Origin of the sequence: Pantoea sp. (assembly GCF_032114055.1) — a bacterium.
Lineage (GTDB): Bacteria > Pseudomonadota > Gammaproteobacteria > Enterobacterales > Enterobacteriaceae > Pantoea.
This window is the reverse complement of the sequence record NZ_DAMCTB010000001.1, coordinates 301482-316979: the sequence shown is the minus strand read 5'-3', so window position 1 is coordinate 316979 and position 15498 is coordinate 301482. Positions and strand designations below refer to the sequence as shown.

The window sequence follows — 15498 nt, the reverse complement described above, 5'->3', positions numbered from 1 at the left end:
ACCAGGCAGATATAATGAATTTCACGCAATTCGAAGCCAGAATAAAGCAGTGGCCCGCGATCACTTTTACCACCATCATTTTGTCCCGCCATTGCCACGACTATGAGATCTACGCGATTGACGATAACAGTACGGTAAATACCCGGCTTTTTTTATGCCAGGCGGAAAACGAAAATCATGCCAGCCTGTTAATTAAGCAGTTCACCTTATGGCTGATGAAATTCAATGCCGGGCAGCGCCCTGCAAGGGGACAAAGAGCGCATAACGATACCGTTATTATCTGAATAAGCATTGCCCGGCCTGCGTCTGAGATGATACCGGGTGCCGCCCGGAACCGGCTGACAGGGGGGCCTGCAGGCCGTGCGGCCTGTGGCGCGTCAGCTGCAGATGACGCGCTGTCGCGCAGACCATCTATACTTGTTGCCCATGCCTGAGATAGAATCGCTGTCGATTTTGACAGACATGCACGACCTCAGACCGGTAACGATGATTACGACAGCCACAGCGCATAAAAACAGGGAGCGGGGACGTCCAAGAGAGTTCGATATTGAACAGGCTCTGGACCACGCCATGACCGTTTTCAGGCAAAAAGGGTATCACGCAGCCTCAATAACCGATTTGGGTGAGGCGATGAACCTCTCTGCAGGCAGCATCTATAAAGCCTTCAAAGACAAACGTTCGCTGTTTCTGCTGGTGTTCGAGCGCTACCTGGCTCTGCGCAACGCCGATCTGCGTCGTCGTCTGGCACCCTGCGTCAGCGGGCGGGAAAAAGTCACCGAACTCTTACAGTTCTATCTGGACTCAGCCCGTGCGACAGAAGGACGGTGCGGCTGCCTGGTCGTCGGCAGTGCGATTGCGCTGCAGACTCTGGATGCGGAGCTGGCGCAGCGCATCGACGATGTGGTTCAGCGTAACCAGCGCTTTCTGGTCACGCTGCTGGCGCTGGGTCAGAAGGATGGCTCAATCGATAATACACTGGACAGTGAAGCGGCAGCCGGTCTGATCCTCTGCATCGCCTTTGGTATGCGGGTGGTAGGTAAGGTCGGTGATGTCACGAATGAGCAGGAGACGCTGGCACTGGCACTGAAAGTGCTGGGATAGGCGTTCTGCGGTCAGGCAGACAGCCTGCCGTCTTCAGCACCCCGTATTCAGCCCGTCATTTTCGCAACGGGCTTTTCCTCCGGCCTTTATGCTCATCAATACCTTATTGCGGGCAAAAAGGCGTCTCAACGCCCCAATCCGTGAACGGGCAGCTGCTCAGACATGCCGCATGGAAGGGGTCACGCCACAAATCATGACGGTGAAAAAAGGGCAGAGCAGTGGCGCGGTCGCTTAACGCCCGAACAGCAGGCTGATGAGCGTGCGATAATGGCGCTCTTCCTCTTCCGTGGATGCGGTTTCGAGTCGCAGCAGAAGTTTAGTGCAAATCGACTTACGGTTTACGTTCAGTCCGGCATGCAGAATTTCAACCACCACCTGTCCCAGCGTCTCTTGCTGTGAAGGCAGGCTTGCCGCATTAAAATAACGGGCAATATCGTCTGCCGTCCGCGGCAGTCTCTGGTTAGGGTACATGGTTTATTTCCCGACAGGTGATGTAAAAGTGTTCATTCAGGCGCGAAGTTATACAAAATAAATGAATCTGTACAGCTATTTCAGCGATGGACGGATAATTTTTTTATCCCTGCCAGGATGTCGGGCCAGCGAGACGGCAAAACCGGCAAGCGAAACGTGAAAAAGGGGGCGCTGAGCCGGGCTGGTACCCGGATCTGACCCGGATATCACGAACGATAATCGTCAAGAAAGGCGGGTGCCTGACCGGATTCGACCAGCCATTTAAGTTCAGCGCGGTCATGCGAAGCGGCTTCAGCAAGACCTTTGAGCCAGTTACGTGCGTCAGCGATTTGTGCGACGCGCTCATCGTTTTTTTCATTTTCAGCCATCACCCCCAGCTGCTGAATCAGCGATGCCAGGGAAATTTCCTGCCCCTCAAAGGCCAGGTTAATCGTGGCTTCACCAAGAATGATGTGACCGACATTTTTTTCATAATAAATCATCTGCTACCTCCCGATTAAATAGCGACATATAAGTTTAGTAAACGAAGCGCCGGACTAAAAGCCCCTGAAAACCGGTCGGAAAAAGCAGAATGGCTGAAAATCAGATGGAACCTTTGAGCATTATGGTAAACAGTTAAATGCAAAGCATAAAATAAAAGGTTAATTTGCTGGCGAAAGAAGGGTGAACAATTATGCTGGTTAAAAAAATGAAAATAGCCTGAAATTCAGATAAGTAAAATTCCCGGATTCCCTGCTTTTATCAAATAGCTGGCAGTACGCAGCTCGGTGACTGACTGACATACCGGATAAAAGGGCGCTGTTGTAAAGTCCGTTTTGCCCGACAGTTGCAGCCTGTGCGGGAAAAATAAAGCCGCTGATAAGCGGCTTTATTTAACAGACGACAGCCGTGGGATCATTTATGGGGAACTTCAGAAACCGCTTTAACGTCTGCTTTATTAATCTGCTGCTTCACACCGTTCGCATCGGTGTAGGCCAGCAGGCCAGCATCAGACTCAGAAGGCTTACCGTCACTGATGATCGTCCGGCCATCATTCGTCTGAATCGCATAGCTGGTACGGGTGCAGCCGGTTAATACGGTCATACCGATCAACGCGGCAAGAGGCAGAATCAGCGCTTTTTTCATCTTATTCACCTTATATTAGTTATCGAGTTCACTCATATTACTAATCTCATTGCGATTAATTTGCTCAGTTTTTCCGGTCTGAGCATCGCGATAAGAAACCAGACCCGTATCTGAATCAATCTGGGGTTTTCCATCAGTAACAATCGTACGGCCATCGGTGGTCTTAATCGATTGATTCGAGGCGCAACCCGCCAGCGTACCTAAAGACAGAGCCAGCAAAGCAATAGCTGACAGGGATTTCATTTTCATTTTTTCAACTCCGTGAATTTTATCCAGACATTTACAGCATAGACGGCTTTATCGGGTTTGCCGGACCTGCCACGCTTCGATGGCGGCTTTTTAAACAAAAAAGTGCAGGTAAAGGGGAAATGAGCAGGTGCAGCGAAAAAAATCGCATTTATTGCAAAGAGAACCGCGGTTAATAGCCGCATAGCGTACAGCGCTGACCAGCGGAACAGAAGAAAAGGCGGCGGCAAATAAACAGGGTAGCTCAGAAAGTTATTCAGGCGGAGGGCCGGCATCGCTACAGGGTAGAAGCCAGCCTTTGCATGGCTGAGGAGCAGCCAGCCCGGGACAATCCACCGCTCGTCGTCCCGGGCAACGGCATCAGAGCAGGGAGTCTTCGCCCGCTTTGGCGGCCGCTTTTTCTGCTTTCATCGCACTGACCGGATCGGATGCGCCCAGCCAGCGGTCAAATTTCTGGTAGGTGTCGATAAAGGTTTTAAAATAGCTGCTGGCGACAGTGGCATTCTCTTTGTGGTTCATAAAGGCTACGGCCAGCTTAAATGCATCTTCGTTATCAAATTTCATCTCTGTTTCCCCTTGCATAAGATGTATAGAGCGTAGCCTGAGAATAGAGGCTGTGCATTCGGACAACCACCTGAAAAAGCGCAATAATTCATGCAGGCTGACCTCATCAGCCCGATTGGTGTCGATTCTCACTTACTTCGCGCCCAATCCTTCTTATAATGCCCGCTCCACCTGCAAAGGAGACACGCTTATGTTGAAAGGATTAACCCTCGCTGCAGGAGTGCTGCTGTCGGGCTGCAGCCTGATGCATAAAGAGCCACCGGCAGCGCAGACCCTGCACTATCGCTGCGGAACCCTGCCTCTGACCGTAACGCTGGATGAGGCGAAAGAACAGGTCAGTTTCATCATGGATGGCCAGCCGCTGACGCTGAAGCAGACGGTATCTGCGTCCGGAGCCCGCTACAGCGACGGCACCTATGTTTTCTGGTCCAAAGGGAACGGCGCGTTTATCGAACGTAACGATAAAATTGTCGTCAACGATTGTGAGCTGCAACCTGCCAGCTGACCTTTTATCTGAATAGGCGAGCATCATGAGTGACAGCGAAACGCTACACACCATTGCCCATCTGCGGCGTGAATATACCCGGGGCGGCCTGCGTCGTAAGGATCTGCCGGAAAATCCGCTCGCGCTGTTTGAACAGTGGCTGAGCCAGGCCTGTGAAGCAAAACTGCCCGATCCCACGGCCATGACCGTGGCCACAGTGGATGAAACGGGCCAGCCCTGGCAGCGTATTGTGCTGCTGAAACATTTCGACGCCCAGGGCATGGTGTTTTACACCAACCTCGGCAGCCGCAAAGCGCTGCAGCTGGCGCAGAACCCGCGCATCTGTCTGCACTTCCCCTGGCACTTTCTGGAGCGTCAGGTGATGGTGCTGGGCGAAGTGGAAAAACTGTCGCCGCTGGAGGTGCTGAAATATTTCCACAGCCGTCCGCGCGACAGTCAGATCGGTGCCTGGGTGTCGAAGCAGTCGAGCCGGATTTCGGCGCGTGGGATTCTGGAAGGGAAATTCCTTGAGCTTAAACAGAAGTTTCAGCAGGGCGATGTGCCGCTGCCGAGTTTCTGGGGGGGGTATCGGGTGAAATTTCATACGATGGAGTTCTGGCAGGGCGGCGAACATCGCCTTCACGATCGCTTTATTTATCAGCGCGATCACGACGGCTGGAAAATCGACCGTCTGGCACCCTGAATCTGCATGATTCCCCTCTATCAGCGCTGGCACAGAGAGCGTCGGCGCTTTATGCTATAGCCCTCATTTTTTTGGTTCCGCAACTCAGCGGAAAGCTGTGTACCAGCATAGGTGCAGTCTGATCAATTTGGAGTCAGTAATGACCAGCAGTAACCTGATACAACAATTGCAGGAGAGGGGCCTTATCGCCCAGGTGACGGACGAAGACGCGTTAACAGAGAAACTGGCGCAGGGGCCAATTTCGCTCTATTGCGGCTTTGACCCCACTGCTGACAGCTTGCATTTGGGCCATCTGGTACCGCTGCTCTGCCTGAAGCGTTTTCAGGATGCCGGACATAAGCCGGTGGCACTGGTCGGGGGCGCAACCGGCCTGATTGGCGACCCGAGCTTCAAAGCCGCAGAGCGTAAACTTAATACCAGTGAAACCGTCGGTGAATGGGTTGAAAAGATCCGCCAGCAGGTGGCCCCGTTCCTCGACTTCGATTGTGGCAGCAACAGCGCCATCGCCGCCAACAACTACGACTGGTTTGGCAGCATGAACGTGCTGACCTTCCTGCGTGACATCGGTAAGCACTTCTCCGTTAACCAGATGATCAATAAAGAAGCGGTGAAGCAGCGTCTGAACCGTGACGACCAGGGCATCTCCTTTACCGAGTTCTCCTACAATCTGCTGCAGGGTTATGACTTTGCCTGCCTGAACGAGCGTCACGGCGTCTCCCTGCAGATCGGTGGTTCTGACCAGTGGGGCAACATCACTTCCGGTATCGATCTGACCCGCCGCCTGCATCAGAATCAGGTCTTCGGCCTGACCGTTCCGCTGATCACCAAGTCGGACGGCACCAAATTCGGTAAAACCGAAGGTGGCGCAGTCTGGCTGGATGCGAAGAAAACCAGTCCCTACAAGTTTTATCAGTTCTGGATCAACACCGCCGATGCGGATGTCTATCGCTTCCTGAAGTTCTTCACTTTTATGAGCATTGACGAGATCAATGCGCTGGAAGAAGAGGATAAAAACAGCGGCACCGCGCCACGTGCGCAATATGTGCTGGCTGAGCAGGTGACGCGTCTGGTGCATGGTGAAGCGGGCCTGTCAGCGGCAAAACGTATTACCGCCAGCCTCTTCTCCGGCTCCGTCAGCGACATGACCGAAGCGGACTTCGAGCAGCTGGCGCAGGATGGCATGCCAACCATCGCGCTGAGCGCAGAAGACGACCTGCAGCAGGCGCTGGTGAAAGCCGAACTCGTGCCATCCCGGGGTCAGGCTCGTACCATGATCGGCTCTAATGCCGTCTCTCTGAACGGTGAAAAGCAGTCCGATGCGGAGTACCGCTTCAGCGACAGCGACAAACTGTTCAACCGCTTTACGCTACTGCGTCGCGGCAAAAAACACTACTGCCTGATTAACTGGCAGTAAGCGTTCAGGGCCGGTTTCCGGCCCTTTTTTATGGCAAGGCAGACAGGGCAAATACGTGAAAAATATTTTAGCGATTCAGTCGCATGTTGTTTTTGGTCATGCCGGTAACGCGGCGGCTGAGTTTCCGATGCGCCGCATGGGTGCAAACGTCTGGCCGCTGAATACCGTACAGTTTTCCAACCATACGCAATATGGCCACTGGACCGGCACGGTGATGCCCGCAACGCATTTGACCGACATCGTCAAAGGTATCGCTGACATCGATCGCCTGAAGACCTGTGACGCGGTGCTGAGCGGCTATCTGGGATCGGCGGAGCAGGGCGAACAGATTCTGCAGATTGTTCGTCAGGTAAAAGCGGCGAATCCCAATGCCTGGTACTTTTGTGATCCGGTCATGGGCCATCCTGAGAAAGGCTGTATTGTGGCACCGGGCGTAGCGGAGTTTCACTGCAAAATGGCGATGCCTGCCAGCGACATTATCGCGCCGAACCTGCTTGAGCTGGAGATGCTGAGCGAACGCACCGTGACGGATGTCGACGCGGCAGTGGATGCTGCCCGGGCACTGATTGCCCAGGGACCACGCGTCGTGCTGGTGAAACACCTTGCGCGCGCGGGTCGCCGCAGCGATCGCTTTGAGATGCTGCTGGTGACGGCTGACGACGCCTGGCACATCAGCCGTCCACTGGTCGATTTCGGTGTGCGTCAGCCGGTCGGCGTCGGCGATCTCACCAGTGGCCTGCTGCTGGTGAATCTGCTGCATGGCAAATCACTGCAGGATGCACTGGAGCACGTCACGGCGGCCGTTTATGAGGTGATGCTGAAAACCCATCAGATGGGCGAGTATGAGCTGCAACTGGTCGCAGCACAGGATGCCATCGCCAGTCCCACGCAGCACTTCGCGGCAGAAAAACTGTAATGCATCAGGGCCGGTTGACCGGCCCTGATCGCCTAAACTAACCCTTCCGCCTTTAGCGCCGCCTGCACCGCAGGCCGTTCCGCAACGCGTTCAAACCAGGTCTCCAGCGCCGTCAGACCGGATAAATCCAGCCCCAGCGCTTTGGCCCAGCGCGTCACCACAAACAGATACGCATCCGCCACACTGAAATGCAGCCCCATCAGCCACTGTCTGTCACGCAATGACTCATCCACATAGCGAAACTTCGCTTCCAGCTGGCTGCGGATTTGCGCCTTTACCTCGTCAGGGTAGCCGGGACGGAACAGCGGGCCGAAGCTTTTGTGCAACTCACTGCCAATGTAGCTGAGCCACTCCACGGTGTGATAGCGGGTCAGGCTGCCGACCGGCGCCAGCAGATGGCGATCGGGCTTGAGATCCGCCAGATACTGCACAATCGCCACGCCTTCGGTCAGCACGCTGCCGTCGCTGAACTGCAGCGCGGGCACCTGACCTTTGGGATTGATCTGGCGAAAATCGTCGCCCTGTTCGGTGAGTCTGGTGGCCAGATCGACATTAACCTGCGTAAAGTCGAGCCCGCATTCGCGCATAACAATGTGGGGAGAAAGAGAGCAGGCACCTGCTTTGCAAAACAGTTTCATGACCATGTACTCCTTGTGCAATGGGATCACAGCATAGTAAAGGCTCAGGCTGGAATTACCAGTGATAAGGATCAGGGATCTGCGTCGCGGGGCCATCGTTCACAAAAAAGCCGGGCAGAGCCCGGCTGAGTCGTGACAGGTGACCAGGTCTGCGCGTTATTTTTTCGCGTCAGTATCCAGGGTCATCCGGTTCAGCAGCGGGGCTGTGATCAGCATCAGCAACGCAATGACCGCCGTGACGATGCCGATTTGCTGGAATACGCGGCTGTAGGTCGCCAGAGAGATCAGCGGATCGGTCACGTTTTCCGGCACCGCCATCAGGTTAGCCACTTTACCGGCAATCACCGCCGCGCCAGCGGTAGTCAGGAACCAGGAGCCCATGATGAAGCCCATCAGACGCTGAGGTACCAGCTGCGCCACCATCGCCAGGCCAAGACCGGAGATCATCAGCTCACCGATACTCTGCAGCGCATAGCTCAGGATCAGCCAGTTAACGGAAACGATACCGGCGTCGCTGGCAAATTTTGCGCCTACCGGCAGCACCAGGAAGGCACCGGAGCAGAGCACCATACCGAGAGCAAACTTATGCGGCATCGGCAGCTTATCGCCCAGCTTGTTATAAAGCGCCGCCAGCAGCGGACTGGCCAGCATGATCCAGAACGGGTTCAGCGCCTGGAACTGCTCTGGCGCAAACGTAATGCCGAAAATCGTGTGCTCAACGTTGCGGATAGCAAAGAAGTTGAGTGAGGTTGGCATCTGCATATAGAGCACGAAGAACAGGATCGCTTCGACCATCAGCAGGAAAGCCACGATCATCTTACGGCGCGCCGCGCCCTGCAGCGCAAAGGCTTCTTTGGCAAAGACCAGCAGAATGCCCAGCGCAATCACCGCCAGCACCAGACGGGCGATAGCCTGATGATGCAGCATCCAGTTTGCCAGGGCGATCAGCACGACCACGCCGACCAGCGTCATCAGCAGTTTTCCGATCTGCAGCGGGGCGAAGTCTGGCTTAGAGCCATAATCCTTCACCATGTGTTTGCAGAACAGGAAGTTAAGCAGGGTGATGACCAGACCAATGACGCAGAGCGAGAAGGCCACGCTGTAACCATACTTTGCTGCCAGCCACGGTGTCAGCATCATTGAAAAGAGCGAACCGATGTTGATCGACATATAGAACATGGTGAAGGCACCGTCGATACGTGGGTCATCTTTTTCATAGCAAGTTGAAAGCAGCGAGGAGGGGTTCGCCTTGAACAGGCCGCTACCGACGGCGATCGTCGCCATACCGGTATAGACGATGCTGACGTTATGGCCGGAGAAGGCCACCTGCGCATACCCCAGCGCCAGCACTATCACGCCCAGCACAATCACGCGCTTGGTGCCCAGCACCTTATCGCCCAGCCAGCCGCCGATGGCGACCAGTCCATAAACCAGCGCACTGAATGAAGAGAACAGGGTAATAGAGTCTGATTCAGACAACCCCAGCTGCTTCACCAGGTAGACCGCCATAATGGCCTGCAGGCCATAGAAGCCAAAACGTTCCCATAACTCAATCGAGAAGATTAAATAAAACGCTTTTGGCTGTTTAAACGCATTGAGGCTGACAGCCTCATCAGTGTGTTTGTTTGCAGTTGACACATGTACCTCAGTTTTTCATACCCTGTTTCGGGACAGCAATTAAGTCTGCGTCGTGTGAGTTTTCCACGCGCCAGATTGTTATTAGAAGGGAAAAGGGGCGACTAATTTGGCTGATTAAGGGCGACAGGGCAAGAATTTTCTGACAACCAGCCTGAGCTGATAATGTAGTGTTAAAAACCGTAAAATAAGCCGTTGATTAGATTTAAATTTCGGCGAGAAGGGGTGATTCAGTACAATCCAGCTGAATCTCAGTTCGGTGCTGGATGAAATTGAAATTAACTGCTAACGAAAGATTTTGTGGATGATTCGTTTATAGGAGCGCAGATCACCAGCACGGACGGACTGTCACCGAACTTTTTTCCAGCGATATGAATAAAGAGTAACCATTATGCGGTCCGGGTTGTTGAAAAAATAGACGATGCGCGATCAAACCCACAATCTGAGGATTTAATTCAGAAAGTAAAAAAAGAAACCGATTGCGTCGCGTCGGAAAGGCAGAAAACCGCAGGATCAATACGCAGAACGGGGGTGAATTCTGCTGTCATAAACCGCATTGCGGCAGACGCCGCCATTCGGTCGCAGCTTCGCCAGCGCGCCAGGAGGGGAACAGGCAATAAATGACAAAAAATTAACATTCGTGTAACCTACTGTTTTCCCTGAAAAGGATCTGCCCATGTCATTACTGCGTCTCTTTCTGGTGGGAGACTACCGTGCCAGCGCGGTCGCTCATCAGGCCATCCCCCTTGCTATCGAGCGTGCTGCCCGCAGCCTGAACATCACCGTTGAAACCACCTGGGTCGCCACCGGGCGACTCGACGAGACCGATCTGACACAGTGCGATGCGCTCTGGGTGGTGCCGGGCAGCCCCTATCACAACGACAGCGGCGTCTATGACGCTATCCGCTGGGCGCGGGAGAGCGGTAAGCCTTTTCTGGGCTCCTGTGGCGGGTTTCAGTACGCGGTGATTGAATATGCCCGCCATGTCCTGGGCTGGCAGGATGCCGCACATGCCGAAACCGACACTGGCGGACGCAGCGTCATCGCGCCGTTGAGCTGTTCGCTGGTAGAGCAGCGCGGTATGGTGAGATTCGAACCAGGCTCGCGTATCGCCACCGCCTACGGCGCGCTGGAGAGCGATGAGGGCTATCACTGCAACTTTGGCGTTAACCCGGCGTTCAGCGCGGCGCTGGGCGAGAAGACGCTGCAGATAACGGCCTGGGATGAGGCGGGTGACGTCCGCGGCGTGGAGTTGCCGGGGCATCCCTTTTTCGTGGCAACGCTGTTCCAGTCAGAACGGGCGGCGCTGCAGCAAAAAATCTCACCGCTAGTGGTGGCCTGGATGCAGGCCGCGCTGACGCAGCGGTAAGGGCGGGCCAGCGCCTTACCTTTAGTGACAGCGTCACAAAATAGAGATACGTTTCGCAACGGCTGACAGGCTGTCAGCCGGTTTTTCAACCGAACTGGCGACGCTGAGCGATCTCCTCCGCGCGCAGCAGCAGCGCCTGCAAATCATCCTCGTCGATATCCAGCAGCTCACCGCCCTGTAGCGCCTGATGCAGGTCGTCACGCGTCAGCGGAACGGGCATCATGACAGGTTCTGGCTTCACCTCTTCGGGTGCCAGCGGATGCGGATAACGCCGTCCCGCCAGATTGTTAAACAGCAGTGCCAGCAGCGCCAGGATCAGAGAATTGAGCAGAACGGGCGTCAGCACAAAGTGATAGCCGAGTTGCTGCACCGACGGGCCGCCCAGAATGGCGGTCAGCGCTACCGCGCCGCCGGGCGGGTGAAGACAGCGTAGCTGAAACATCAGGAGTATGGCGACGCAGGCCGCGACGCCGCAGGCGATAGCCGGATCGGTAATAAGCTGACAGACCACAATGCCTGTCAGCGCAGAGAGGCTGTTACCGCCGACAATGGCCCATGGCTGAGCCAGCGGACTAGCCGGTACGCCAAACAGCAGCACGGCCGAGGCGCCGACCGGCGCGATAAACCACAGGTTCAGTTCGCCCAGCATCCAGTGGCTCAGCAGGCTGGTGAGCATCAGCCCGGTGCCGGCGCCCAGTCCGGCGATAACGATATGCTTTTTGCTCACCGCCAGCGGATGCGGCCAGAGTCGCGCCAGAAACAGTCGCAGCGCATGCTTCCCGGCAGAAGGGTGTTTGTTCATAACATTACTCACTGAGGCATAACATTTTCTTATAATCAGGGGCGGCGATTTTCCATTATCGCGCTCTATGTAACAACCCGAAAAATTGTGTTGTCTTTCAGGCTGGTGTTACGCAGAGGCAAAGGCGGGGAAGCCGGGCAGAAAAGCAGAAACCCGCCGAAGCGGGTCTGGGATCGAGGCCGTTACTCCGTTTTATCAGGAAACTCGCAGAGATCTTCGATCAGGCATGAGCCGCAGCGGGGCTTGCGCGCCACGCAGGTGTAGCGACCATGCAGGATCAGCCAGTGATGGCAGTCAACCTTATAGGCCGCAGGCACCACCTTCAGCAGCTTCTGCTCCACCTCTTCGACGTTTCTGCCCGGCGCAAACTTCGTGCGGTTGCTGACGCGGAAGATATGGGTATCGACGGCAATGGTCGGCCAGCCAAAGGCGGTATTGAGCACCACGTTAGCGGTTTTTCGGCCCACGCCTGGCAGGGCCTCCAGCGCGGCGCGATCTTCCGGCACCTCACCGTTATGCTTCTCAAGCAGGATGCGGCAGGTCTTAATGACATTCTCCGCTTTGCTGTTAAACAGGCCGATGGTTTTGATGTATGACTTCACGCCTTCCACGCCCAGCGCCAGCATCGCGGCAGGCGTATTCGCCACCGGATAGAGCTTCGCGGTGGCCTTGTTGACGCTGACATCGGTTGCCTGCGCCGAGAGCAGCACCGCGATCAGCAACTCAAAGGGTGAGCTGAAAGCGAGTTCGGTGGTCGGATGCGGATTGTTCTGCTGCAGCCGGCGCAGAATCTCAGTACGTTTGGTCTGATTCACACGGCTTTCCCGACGGCGTTTTGTGGCGCAGCGGTTTCGGCTGCCTGAGCCCGCAGAGCAGCCCGCTGTTTCATTTTCTGATCGATTACGTATTTGCCCGCCAGCATCATGCCGAGGCCGATAAAGGCACCCGGCGGCAGCATGGCCAGCAGCATGGGTGAGTCGAAATGCACCACTTCGATACGCAGCGATTTCGCCCACGGGCCAAGCAGCTGATCGGCCCCGTTAAACAGCGTGCCGCTGCCGATAATTTCACGCAGTGAGCCCAGAACCACCATGGCGCAGGTGGCCCCCATGCCAATGGCGAAGCCATCCAGCGCCGCAAGCGGAATCGAGCTTTTCGAGGCGACGGCTTCCGCACGGCCTACCACAATACAGTTGGTAACAATCAGCGGGATAAAGATCCCCAGTGACTGATAAAGCCCGTAAGCATAGGCATTGATCAGCATCTGTACGCAGCTCACCACCGAGGCGATGATCATCACATAAATCGGGATACGGATTTCAGACGGCACCCAGCGCCGGGAAGCGGAGATAAAGCTGTTGGTCAGCGTCAGCACCAGCGTAGTCGCCAGGCCTAACCCCAGGGCGTTAGTGGCGGTGGCGGTGACCGCCAGCAGCGGACAGAGTCCCAGTAGCTGAACCAGCGCGGAGTTATTTTTCCACAATCCGCCGACCAGCAGACTTTTTGCTTCACTCATTTGCGTCTCCACATGCGGGTAACGAAGAGAGTCTCTCCGGAAGGGTTTTCATCAATAGCGCGGTACGTTTCGTTGCATTGACCACCGCGCGAGGGGTAATAGTAGCACCGGTAAACTGGTCAAATTCGCCACCATCTTTTTTTACGGCAAAGGCTTTGTCTGCCGGGCCATGAACGACTTTTCCATTGAAACTGTTGATCCAGTCGGAGATGCGCAGTTCGATTTTGTCGCCCAGGCCTGGCGTTTCATGGTGTTCGATGACCCGCACGCCCAGCACTTTACCCTGGAAATCGGCGCCGACCAGCATCTGTATGGCACCCGAGTAGCCGTCGGGTGCGGTCGTTTCCAGCGCCGCCGCGACAGGCTGGCCGCCTTTACGCGCCACAAAGAGATGGTGCGGGGCGCCATTACCCAGCGCACTGTCCGTGACAACGTAACAATCCTGTTGAATGTTATTGTCATACCTGTCGGCGGGCACCACCTGGTCCAGCAGGTTTTTCTGCTGCAGCAGGGTCTGATGCGCCACGGTCGGTTTCGTCACCGTGTTCACGACTGCGGTGGCGGCGGTGGTAATCGCCGCGAAAACCGCCAGCGTCACCCCATTTTTGCGAATCGTCTCCAGCATCGCTTAATCCCTCTGATGGCCGTAAACGCGCGGCTGGGTGTAATAGTCAATCAGCGGCACGCAGATGTTTGCCAGCAGCACGGCAAAGGCGACGCCATCGGGATAGCCGCCAAAGCTGCGGATCAGCCAGATCAGCAGGCCAATCAGCGCGCCGTAGAGCAGGCGACCACGATTGGTGGTTGAGGCGGTGACGGGATCGGTGGCGATAAAGAACGCTCCCAGCATAGTCGCGCCCGAGAAAAGGTGAATCAGCGGACTGTTGAGCGAGCCAGGGGAGAAGATCCAGCCCAGCGTGGCACAGCAGGCCAGTGACAGCAGCATGGCCACAGGAATATGCCAGCGAATCGCCTTTTTCCACAGCAGGAACAGGCCACCGGCCAGATAGCCCACATTGACCCACTGCCAGCCGAGGCCTGCCAGCACACCGCTGTAGATCGGCTGCGCCAGCAGCTGTCCGGCGCTGTGTCCGGCGCGCAGGCCGGTTTTAAAAGTATCAAGCGGCGTGGCCTGGCTGATGCCATCAACACCCAACTGCAACTGCTGCATGGTGTCACCCGCCAGCGTATGGCCATAGAACACCATGCTCAGTGTATCCATCAGAGTAGGCCGGATGGCCTGCAGCGTGTCAGGCGGGAGCCAGCTGGTCATCTGCACCGGAAAAGAGATCAGCAGCACCACGTAGCCGACCATCGCCGGATTGAACGGGTTCTGGCCCAGTCCGCCATAGAGCTGTTTCGCAATCACCACCGCAAACAAGGTGCCGACGACAACCAGCCACCAGGGCGCCAGCGGCGGCAGACTGATACCGATCAGAACGGCCGTCAGCAGGGCAGAGTTGTCCGCCAGCGTAGAGGCAACAGGGGCGTTGCGCAGTCGCAGAATGGCCGCCTCGGTCAGCCAGGCAGTCAGCGACGCCAGGATAACCTGAATAAAGGTGCCGTAACCAAAGAAGTAACACTGTGCAGCGAAACCCGGCACCGCAGCCAGTACCACCAGCAGCATGATATTGCCGGTGCTGCGGCGGTTATGGGTATAAGGAGAACTTGCGATACGAAAAGCCATTTAATCCTCAAGCGTCGTAGACGACTGCGCTTTACGCGCTTTGGCACGGGCGATGGCGGCAGCAATTGCAGCTTTACGCGCATCGTCGGGTTGATTCAGTTCAGGTGCCTGTTCCGGTTCAGCGTTCGCGTTATTGGCCTGCTCCTGAGCCTGTTCTGCGTTTTCCACTGCAAAATGCGCGGCGGTCGCCAGGGCAGCGGCATCGCGTGAGGCAGCGTCCGCTTCACGTTCCGCCTGCGCGGCCTTCTTCGCCTTAGCGCGGGCGATAGCGGCCTGGATAGCGGCCTTACGCGGATCGGTGTCGGCGTCTGGTACGGCTGCGTTGTTGGCATCCGGTGCGACTTCGGCTGCATTATCGGAAGCCGGTGCAGTATCTGCGCTTTCCGCCTGCGCGGCTTTCTTCGCCTTAGCACGGGCGATAGCGGCCTCGACGGCGGCCTTACGCGGATCGGGGTCGGCGTTTGGTACGGCTGCGTTGTCGGTAGCCGATGCAGCATCTGCGCTTTCCGCCTGTGCAGCCTTCTTCGCTTTGGCGCGGGCGATAGCGGCCTCAACAGCGGCTTTGCGCGGATCGGCAGCGGCCTCCGGCGCGGCTGCGTTATCGGGAGCCGATGCAGCATCCGCACTTTCCGCCTGCGCAGCTTTCTTTGCCTTAGCACGGGCGATAGCGGCCTCAACAGCGGCTTTGCGCGGATCGGCAGCGGCTTCCGGCGCGGCTGCGTTATCGGGAGCCGGTGCAGTATCTGCGCTTCCCGCCTGCGCAGCTTTCTTCGCCTTAGCACGGGCGATAGCGGCCTCAACGGCGGCTCTGCGCGGATCGGCAGCGG

At 56.2% G+C, this 15498-nt stretch carries 19 protein-coding genes and 1 pseudogene; 7 read left to right on the top strand and 13 right to left on the bottom strand.

Annotated features, from left to right (window positions below; translation table 11 throughout):
• Window positions 1–14 precede the first annotated feature (14 nt).
• Window positions 15–284 carry a hypothetical protein gene (locus RT657_RS01455; protein ID WP_313651864.1) on the top strand — a complete coding sequence of 90 codons (270 nt, stop codon included), beginning with the start codon at window positions 15–17 and terminating at the stop codon, window positions 282–284.
• Window positions 285–486: 202 nt separating this feature from the next.
• Complete coding sequence (locus tag RT657_RS01450) at window positions 487–1101, top strand: TetR/AcrR family transcriptional regulator (protein WP_313651862.1); 615 nt, start codon at window positions 487–489, stop codon at window positions 1099–1101.
• Window positions 1102–1332: 231 nt separating this feature from the next.
• Here RT657_RS01450 and ycgZ read toward each other — a convergent pair whose 3' ends face one another.
• The 5 genes from ycgZ to RT657_RS01425 all read right to left on the bottom strand — a co-directional run bounded on the left by ycgZ (window position 1333) and on the right by RT657_RS01425 (window position 3507).
• Window positions 1333–1572, bottom strand: coding sequence for a regulatory protein YcgZ (gene ycgZ / locus RT657_RS01445; RefSeq protein WP_111141149.1), 240 nt, complete (start codon window positions 1570–1572; stop codon window positions 1333–1335).
• A gap of 206 nt (window positions 1573–1778) precedes the next feature.
• On the bottom strand, window positions 1779–2054 hold the full coding sequence (locus RT657_RS01440) for a hypothetical protein (protein WP_313651859.1): 276 nt from the start codon (window positions 2052–2054) through the stop codon (window positions 1779–1781).
• Window positions 2055–2466: 412 nt separating this feature from the next.
• Window positions 2467–2697, bottom strand: coding sequence for a YgdI/YgdR family lipoprotein (locus tag RT657_RS01435; RefSeq protein ID WP_003848985.1), 231 nt, complete (start codon window positions 2695–2697; stop codon window positions 2467–2469).
• 15 nt (window positions 2698–2712) lie between these two features.
• Window positions 2713–2946, bottom strand: coding sequence for a YgdI/YgdR family lipoprotein (locus RT657_RS01430; protein WP_010245442.1), 234 nt, complete (start codon window positions 2944–2946; stop codon window positions 2713–2715).
• A gap of 357 nt (window positions 2947–3303) precedes the next feature.
• A complete protein-coding gene (locus RT657_RS01425) occupies window positions 3304–3507 on the bottom strand; it encodes a hypothetical protein (RefSeq protein WP_313651857.1) in 204 nt (67 codons plus the stop codon).
• Between the two features lie 190 nt (window positions 3508–3697).
• Here RT657_RS01425 and RT657_RS01420 point away from each other — a divergent pair, with 190 nt between their 5' ends.
• From RT657_RS01420 to pdxY, 4 genes are all read left to right on the top strand, one after another.
• Entirely contained in the window at window positions 3698–4012 is a 315-nt protein-coding gene (locus tag RT657_RS01420; protein ID WP_313651855.1) for an MliC family protein, read from the top strand.
• 25 nt (window positions 4013–4037) lie between these two features.
• Window positions 4038–4694, top strand: a complete 657-nt coding sequence (gene pdxH, locus RT657_RS01415) for a pyridoxamine 5'-phosphate oxidase (protein ID WP_313651853.1) — start codon at window positions 4038–4040, stop codon at window positions 4692–4694.
• Window positions 4695–4833: 139 nt separating this feature from the next.
• Window positions 4834–6108, top strand: coding sequence for a tyrosine--tRNA ligase (gene tyrS, locus RT657_RS01410; protein WP_313651851.1), 1275 nt, complete (start codon window positions 4834–4836; stop codon window positions 6106–6108).
• Window positions 6109–6163: 55 nt separating this feature from the next.
• Window positions 6164–7024 (top strand): pyridoxal kinase PdxY, encoded by an 861-nt coding sequence (gene pdxY, locus RT657_RS01405; protein WP_313651849.1) that lies wholly within the window; start codon window positions 6164–6166, stop codon window positions 7022–7024.
• A gap of 32 nt (window positions 7025–7056) precedes the next feature.
• Here the strand turns inward: pdxY and gstA are convergent, their stop codons facing one another.
• Complete coding sequence (gstA, locus tag RT657_RS01400; RefSeq protein WP_313651847.1) at window positions 7057–7662, bottom strand: glutathione transferase GstA; 606 nt, start codon at window positions 7660–7662, stop codon at window positions 7057–7059.
• 156 nt (window positions 7663–7818) lie between these two features.
• The gene (dtpA, locus tag RT657_RS01395; protein WP_313651845.1) at window positions 7819–9300 is read right to left on the bottom strand and encodes a dipeptide/tripeptide permease DtpA; all 1482 of its coding nucleotides are present in this window, start codon (window positions 9298–9300) and stop codon (window positions 7819–7821) included.
• A gap of 673 nt (window positions 9301–9973) precedes the next feature.
• Here dtpA and RT657_RS01390 point away from each other — a divergent pair.
• Window positions 9974–10666, top strand: coding sequence for a CTP synthase (locus RT657_RS01390; protein ID WP_313651842.1), 693 nt, complete (start codon window positions 9974–9976; stop codon window positions 10664–10666).
• An 85-nt stretch (window positions 10667–10751) separates the two neighbouring features.
• Here the strand turns inward: RT657_RS01390 and RT657_RS01385 are convergent, their stop codons facing one another.
• The 6 genes and pseudogenes from RT657_RS01385 to RT657_RS01360 form a co-directional block, all read right to left on the bottom strand.
• Complete coding sequence (locus RT657_RS01385) at window positions 10752–11468, bottom strand: HPP family protein (protein ID WP_313651840.1); 717 nt, start codon at window positions 11466–11468, stop codon at window positions 10752–10754.
• 182 nt (window positions 11469–11650) lie between these two features.
• The gene (gene nth, locus RT657_RS01380; RefSeq protein ID WP_313651838.1) at window positions 11651–12283 is read right to left on the bottom strand and encodes an endonuclease III; all 633 of its coding nucleotides are present in this window, start codon (window positions 12281–12283) and stop codon (window positions 11651–11653) included.
• Window positions 12280–12984: an electron transport complex subunit E gene (locus RT657_RS01375; RefSeq protein WP_313651836.1), complete on the bottom strand. Its 705-nt coding sequence runs from the start codon at window positions 12982–12984 to the stop codon at window positions 12280–12282. Before RT657_RS01375 ends, nth begins: the two co-directional genes overlap by 4 nt.
• Complete coding sequence (gene rsxG / locus RT657_RS01370) at window positions 12977–13609, bottom strand: electron transport complex subunit RsxG (RefSeq protein WP_313651834.1); 633 nt, start codon at window positions 13607–13609, stop codon at window positions 12977–12979. Before rsxG ends, RT657_RS01375 begins: the two co-directional genes overlap by 8 nt.
• A 3-nt stretch (window positions 13610–13612) precedes the next feature.
• A complete protein-coding gene (rsxD, locus tag RT657_RS01365) occupies window positions 13613–14671 on the bottom strand; it encodes an electron transport complex subunit RsxD (RefSeq protein ID WP_313651832.1) in 1059 nt (352 codons plus the stop codon).
• Window positions 14672–15498, bottom strand: a pseudogene (locus tag RT657_RS01360) (electron transport complex subunit RsxC); the annotation flags it as partial.

Bases quoted from the DNA above. Each gene is read 5' to 3' on its own strand.
- RT657_RS01455 (WP_313651864.1), top strand. From the start codon at position 15: ATGAATTTCACGCAATTCGAAGCCAGAATAAAGCAGTGGCCCGCGATC.
- RT657_RS01450 (WP_313651862.1), top strand. From the start codon at position 487: ATGATTACGACAGCCACAGCGCATAAAAACAGGGAGCGGGGACGTCCA.
- ycgZ (WP_111141149.1), bottom strand. From the start codon at position 1,572: ATGTACCCTAACCAGAGACTGCCGCGGACGGCAGACGATATTGCCCGT.
- RT657_RS01440 (WP_313651859.1), bottom strand. From the start codon at position 2,054: ATGATTTATTATGAAAAAAATGTCGGTCACATCATTCTTGGTGAAGCC.
- RT657_RS01435 (WP_003848985.1), bottom strand. From the start codon at position 2,697: ATGAAAAAAGCGCTGATTCTGCCTCTTGCCGCGTTGATCGGTATGACC.
- RT657_RS01430 (WP_010245442.1), bottom strand. From the start codon at position 2,946: ATGAAAATGAAATCCCTGTCAGCTATTGCTTTGCTGGCTCTGTCTTTA.
- RT657_RS01425 (WP_313651857.1), bottom strand. From the start codon at position 3,507: ATGAAATTTGATAACGAAGATGCATTTAAGCTGGCCGTAGCCTTTATG.
- RT657_RS01420 (WP_313651855.1), top strand. From the start codon at position 3,698: ATGTTGAAAGGATTAACCCTCGCTGCAGGAGTGCTGCTGTCGGGCTGC.
- pdxH (WP_313651853.1), top strand. From the start codon at position 4,038: ATGAGTGACAGCGAAACGCTACACACCATTGCCCATCTGCGGCGTGAA.
- tyrS (WP_313651851.1), top strand. From the start codon at position 4,834: ATGACCAGCAGTAACCTGATACAACAATTGCAGGAGAGGGGCCTTATC.
- gstA (WP_313651847.1), bottom strand. From the start codon at position 7,662: ATGAAACTGTTTTGCAAAGCAGGTGCCTGCTCTCTTTCTCCCCACATT.
- RT657_RS01390 (WP_313651842.1), top strand. From the start codon at position 9,974: ATGTCATTACTGCGTCTCTTTCTGGTGGGAGACTACCGTGCCAGCGCG.
- RT657_RS01385 (WP_313651840.1), bottom strand. From the start codon at position 11,468: ATGAACAAACACCCTTCTGCCGGGAAGCATGCGCTGCGACTGTTTCTG.
- RT657_RS01375 (WP_313651836.1), bottom strand. From the start codon at position 12,984: ATGAGTGAAGCAAAAAGTCTGCTGGTCGGCGGATTGTGGAAAAATAAC.
- rsxG (WP_313651834.1), bottom strand. From the start codon at position 13,609: ATGCTGGAGACGATTCGCAAAAATGGGGTGACGCTGGCGGTTTTCGCG.
- rsxD (WP_313651832.1), bottom strand. From the start codon at position 14,671: ATGGCTTTTCGTATCGCAAGTTCTCCTTATACCCATAACCGCCGCAGC.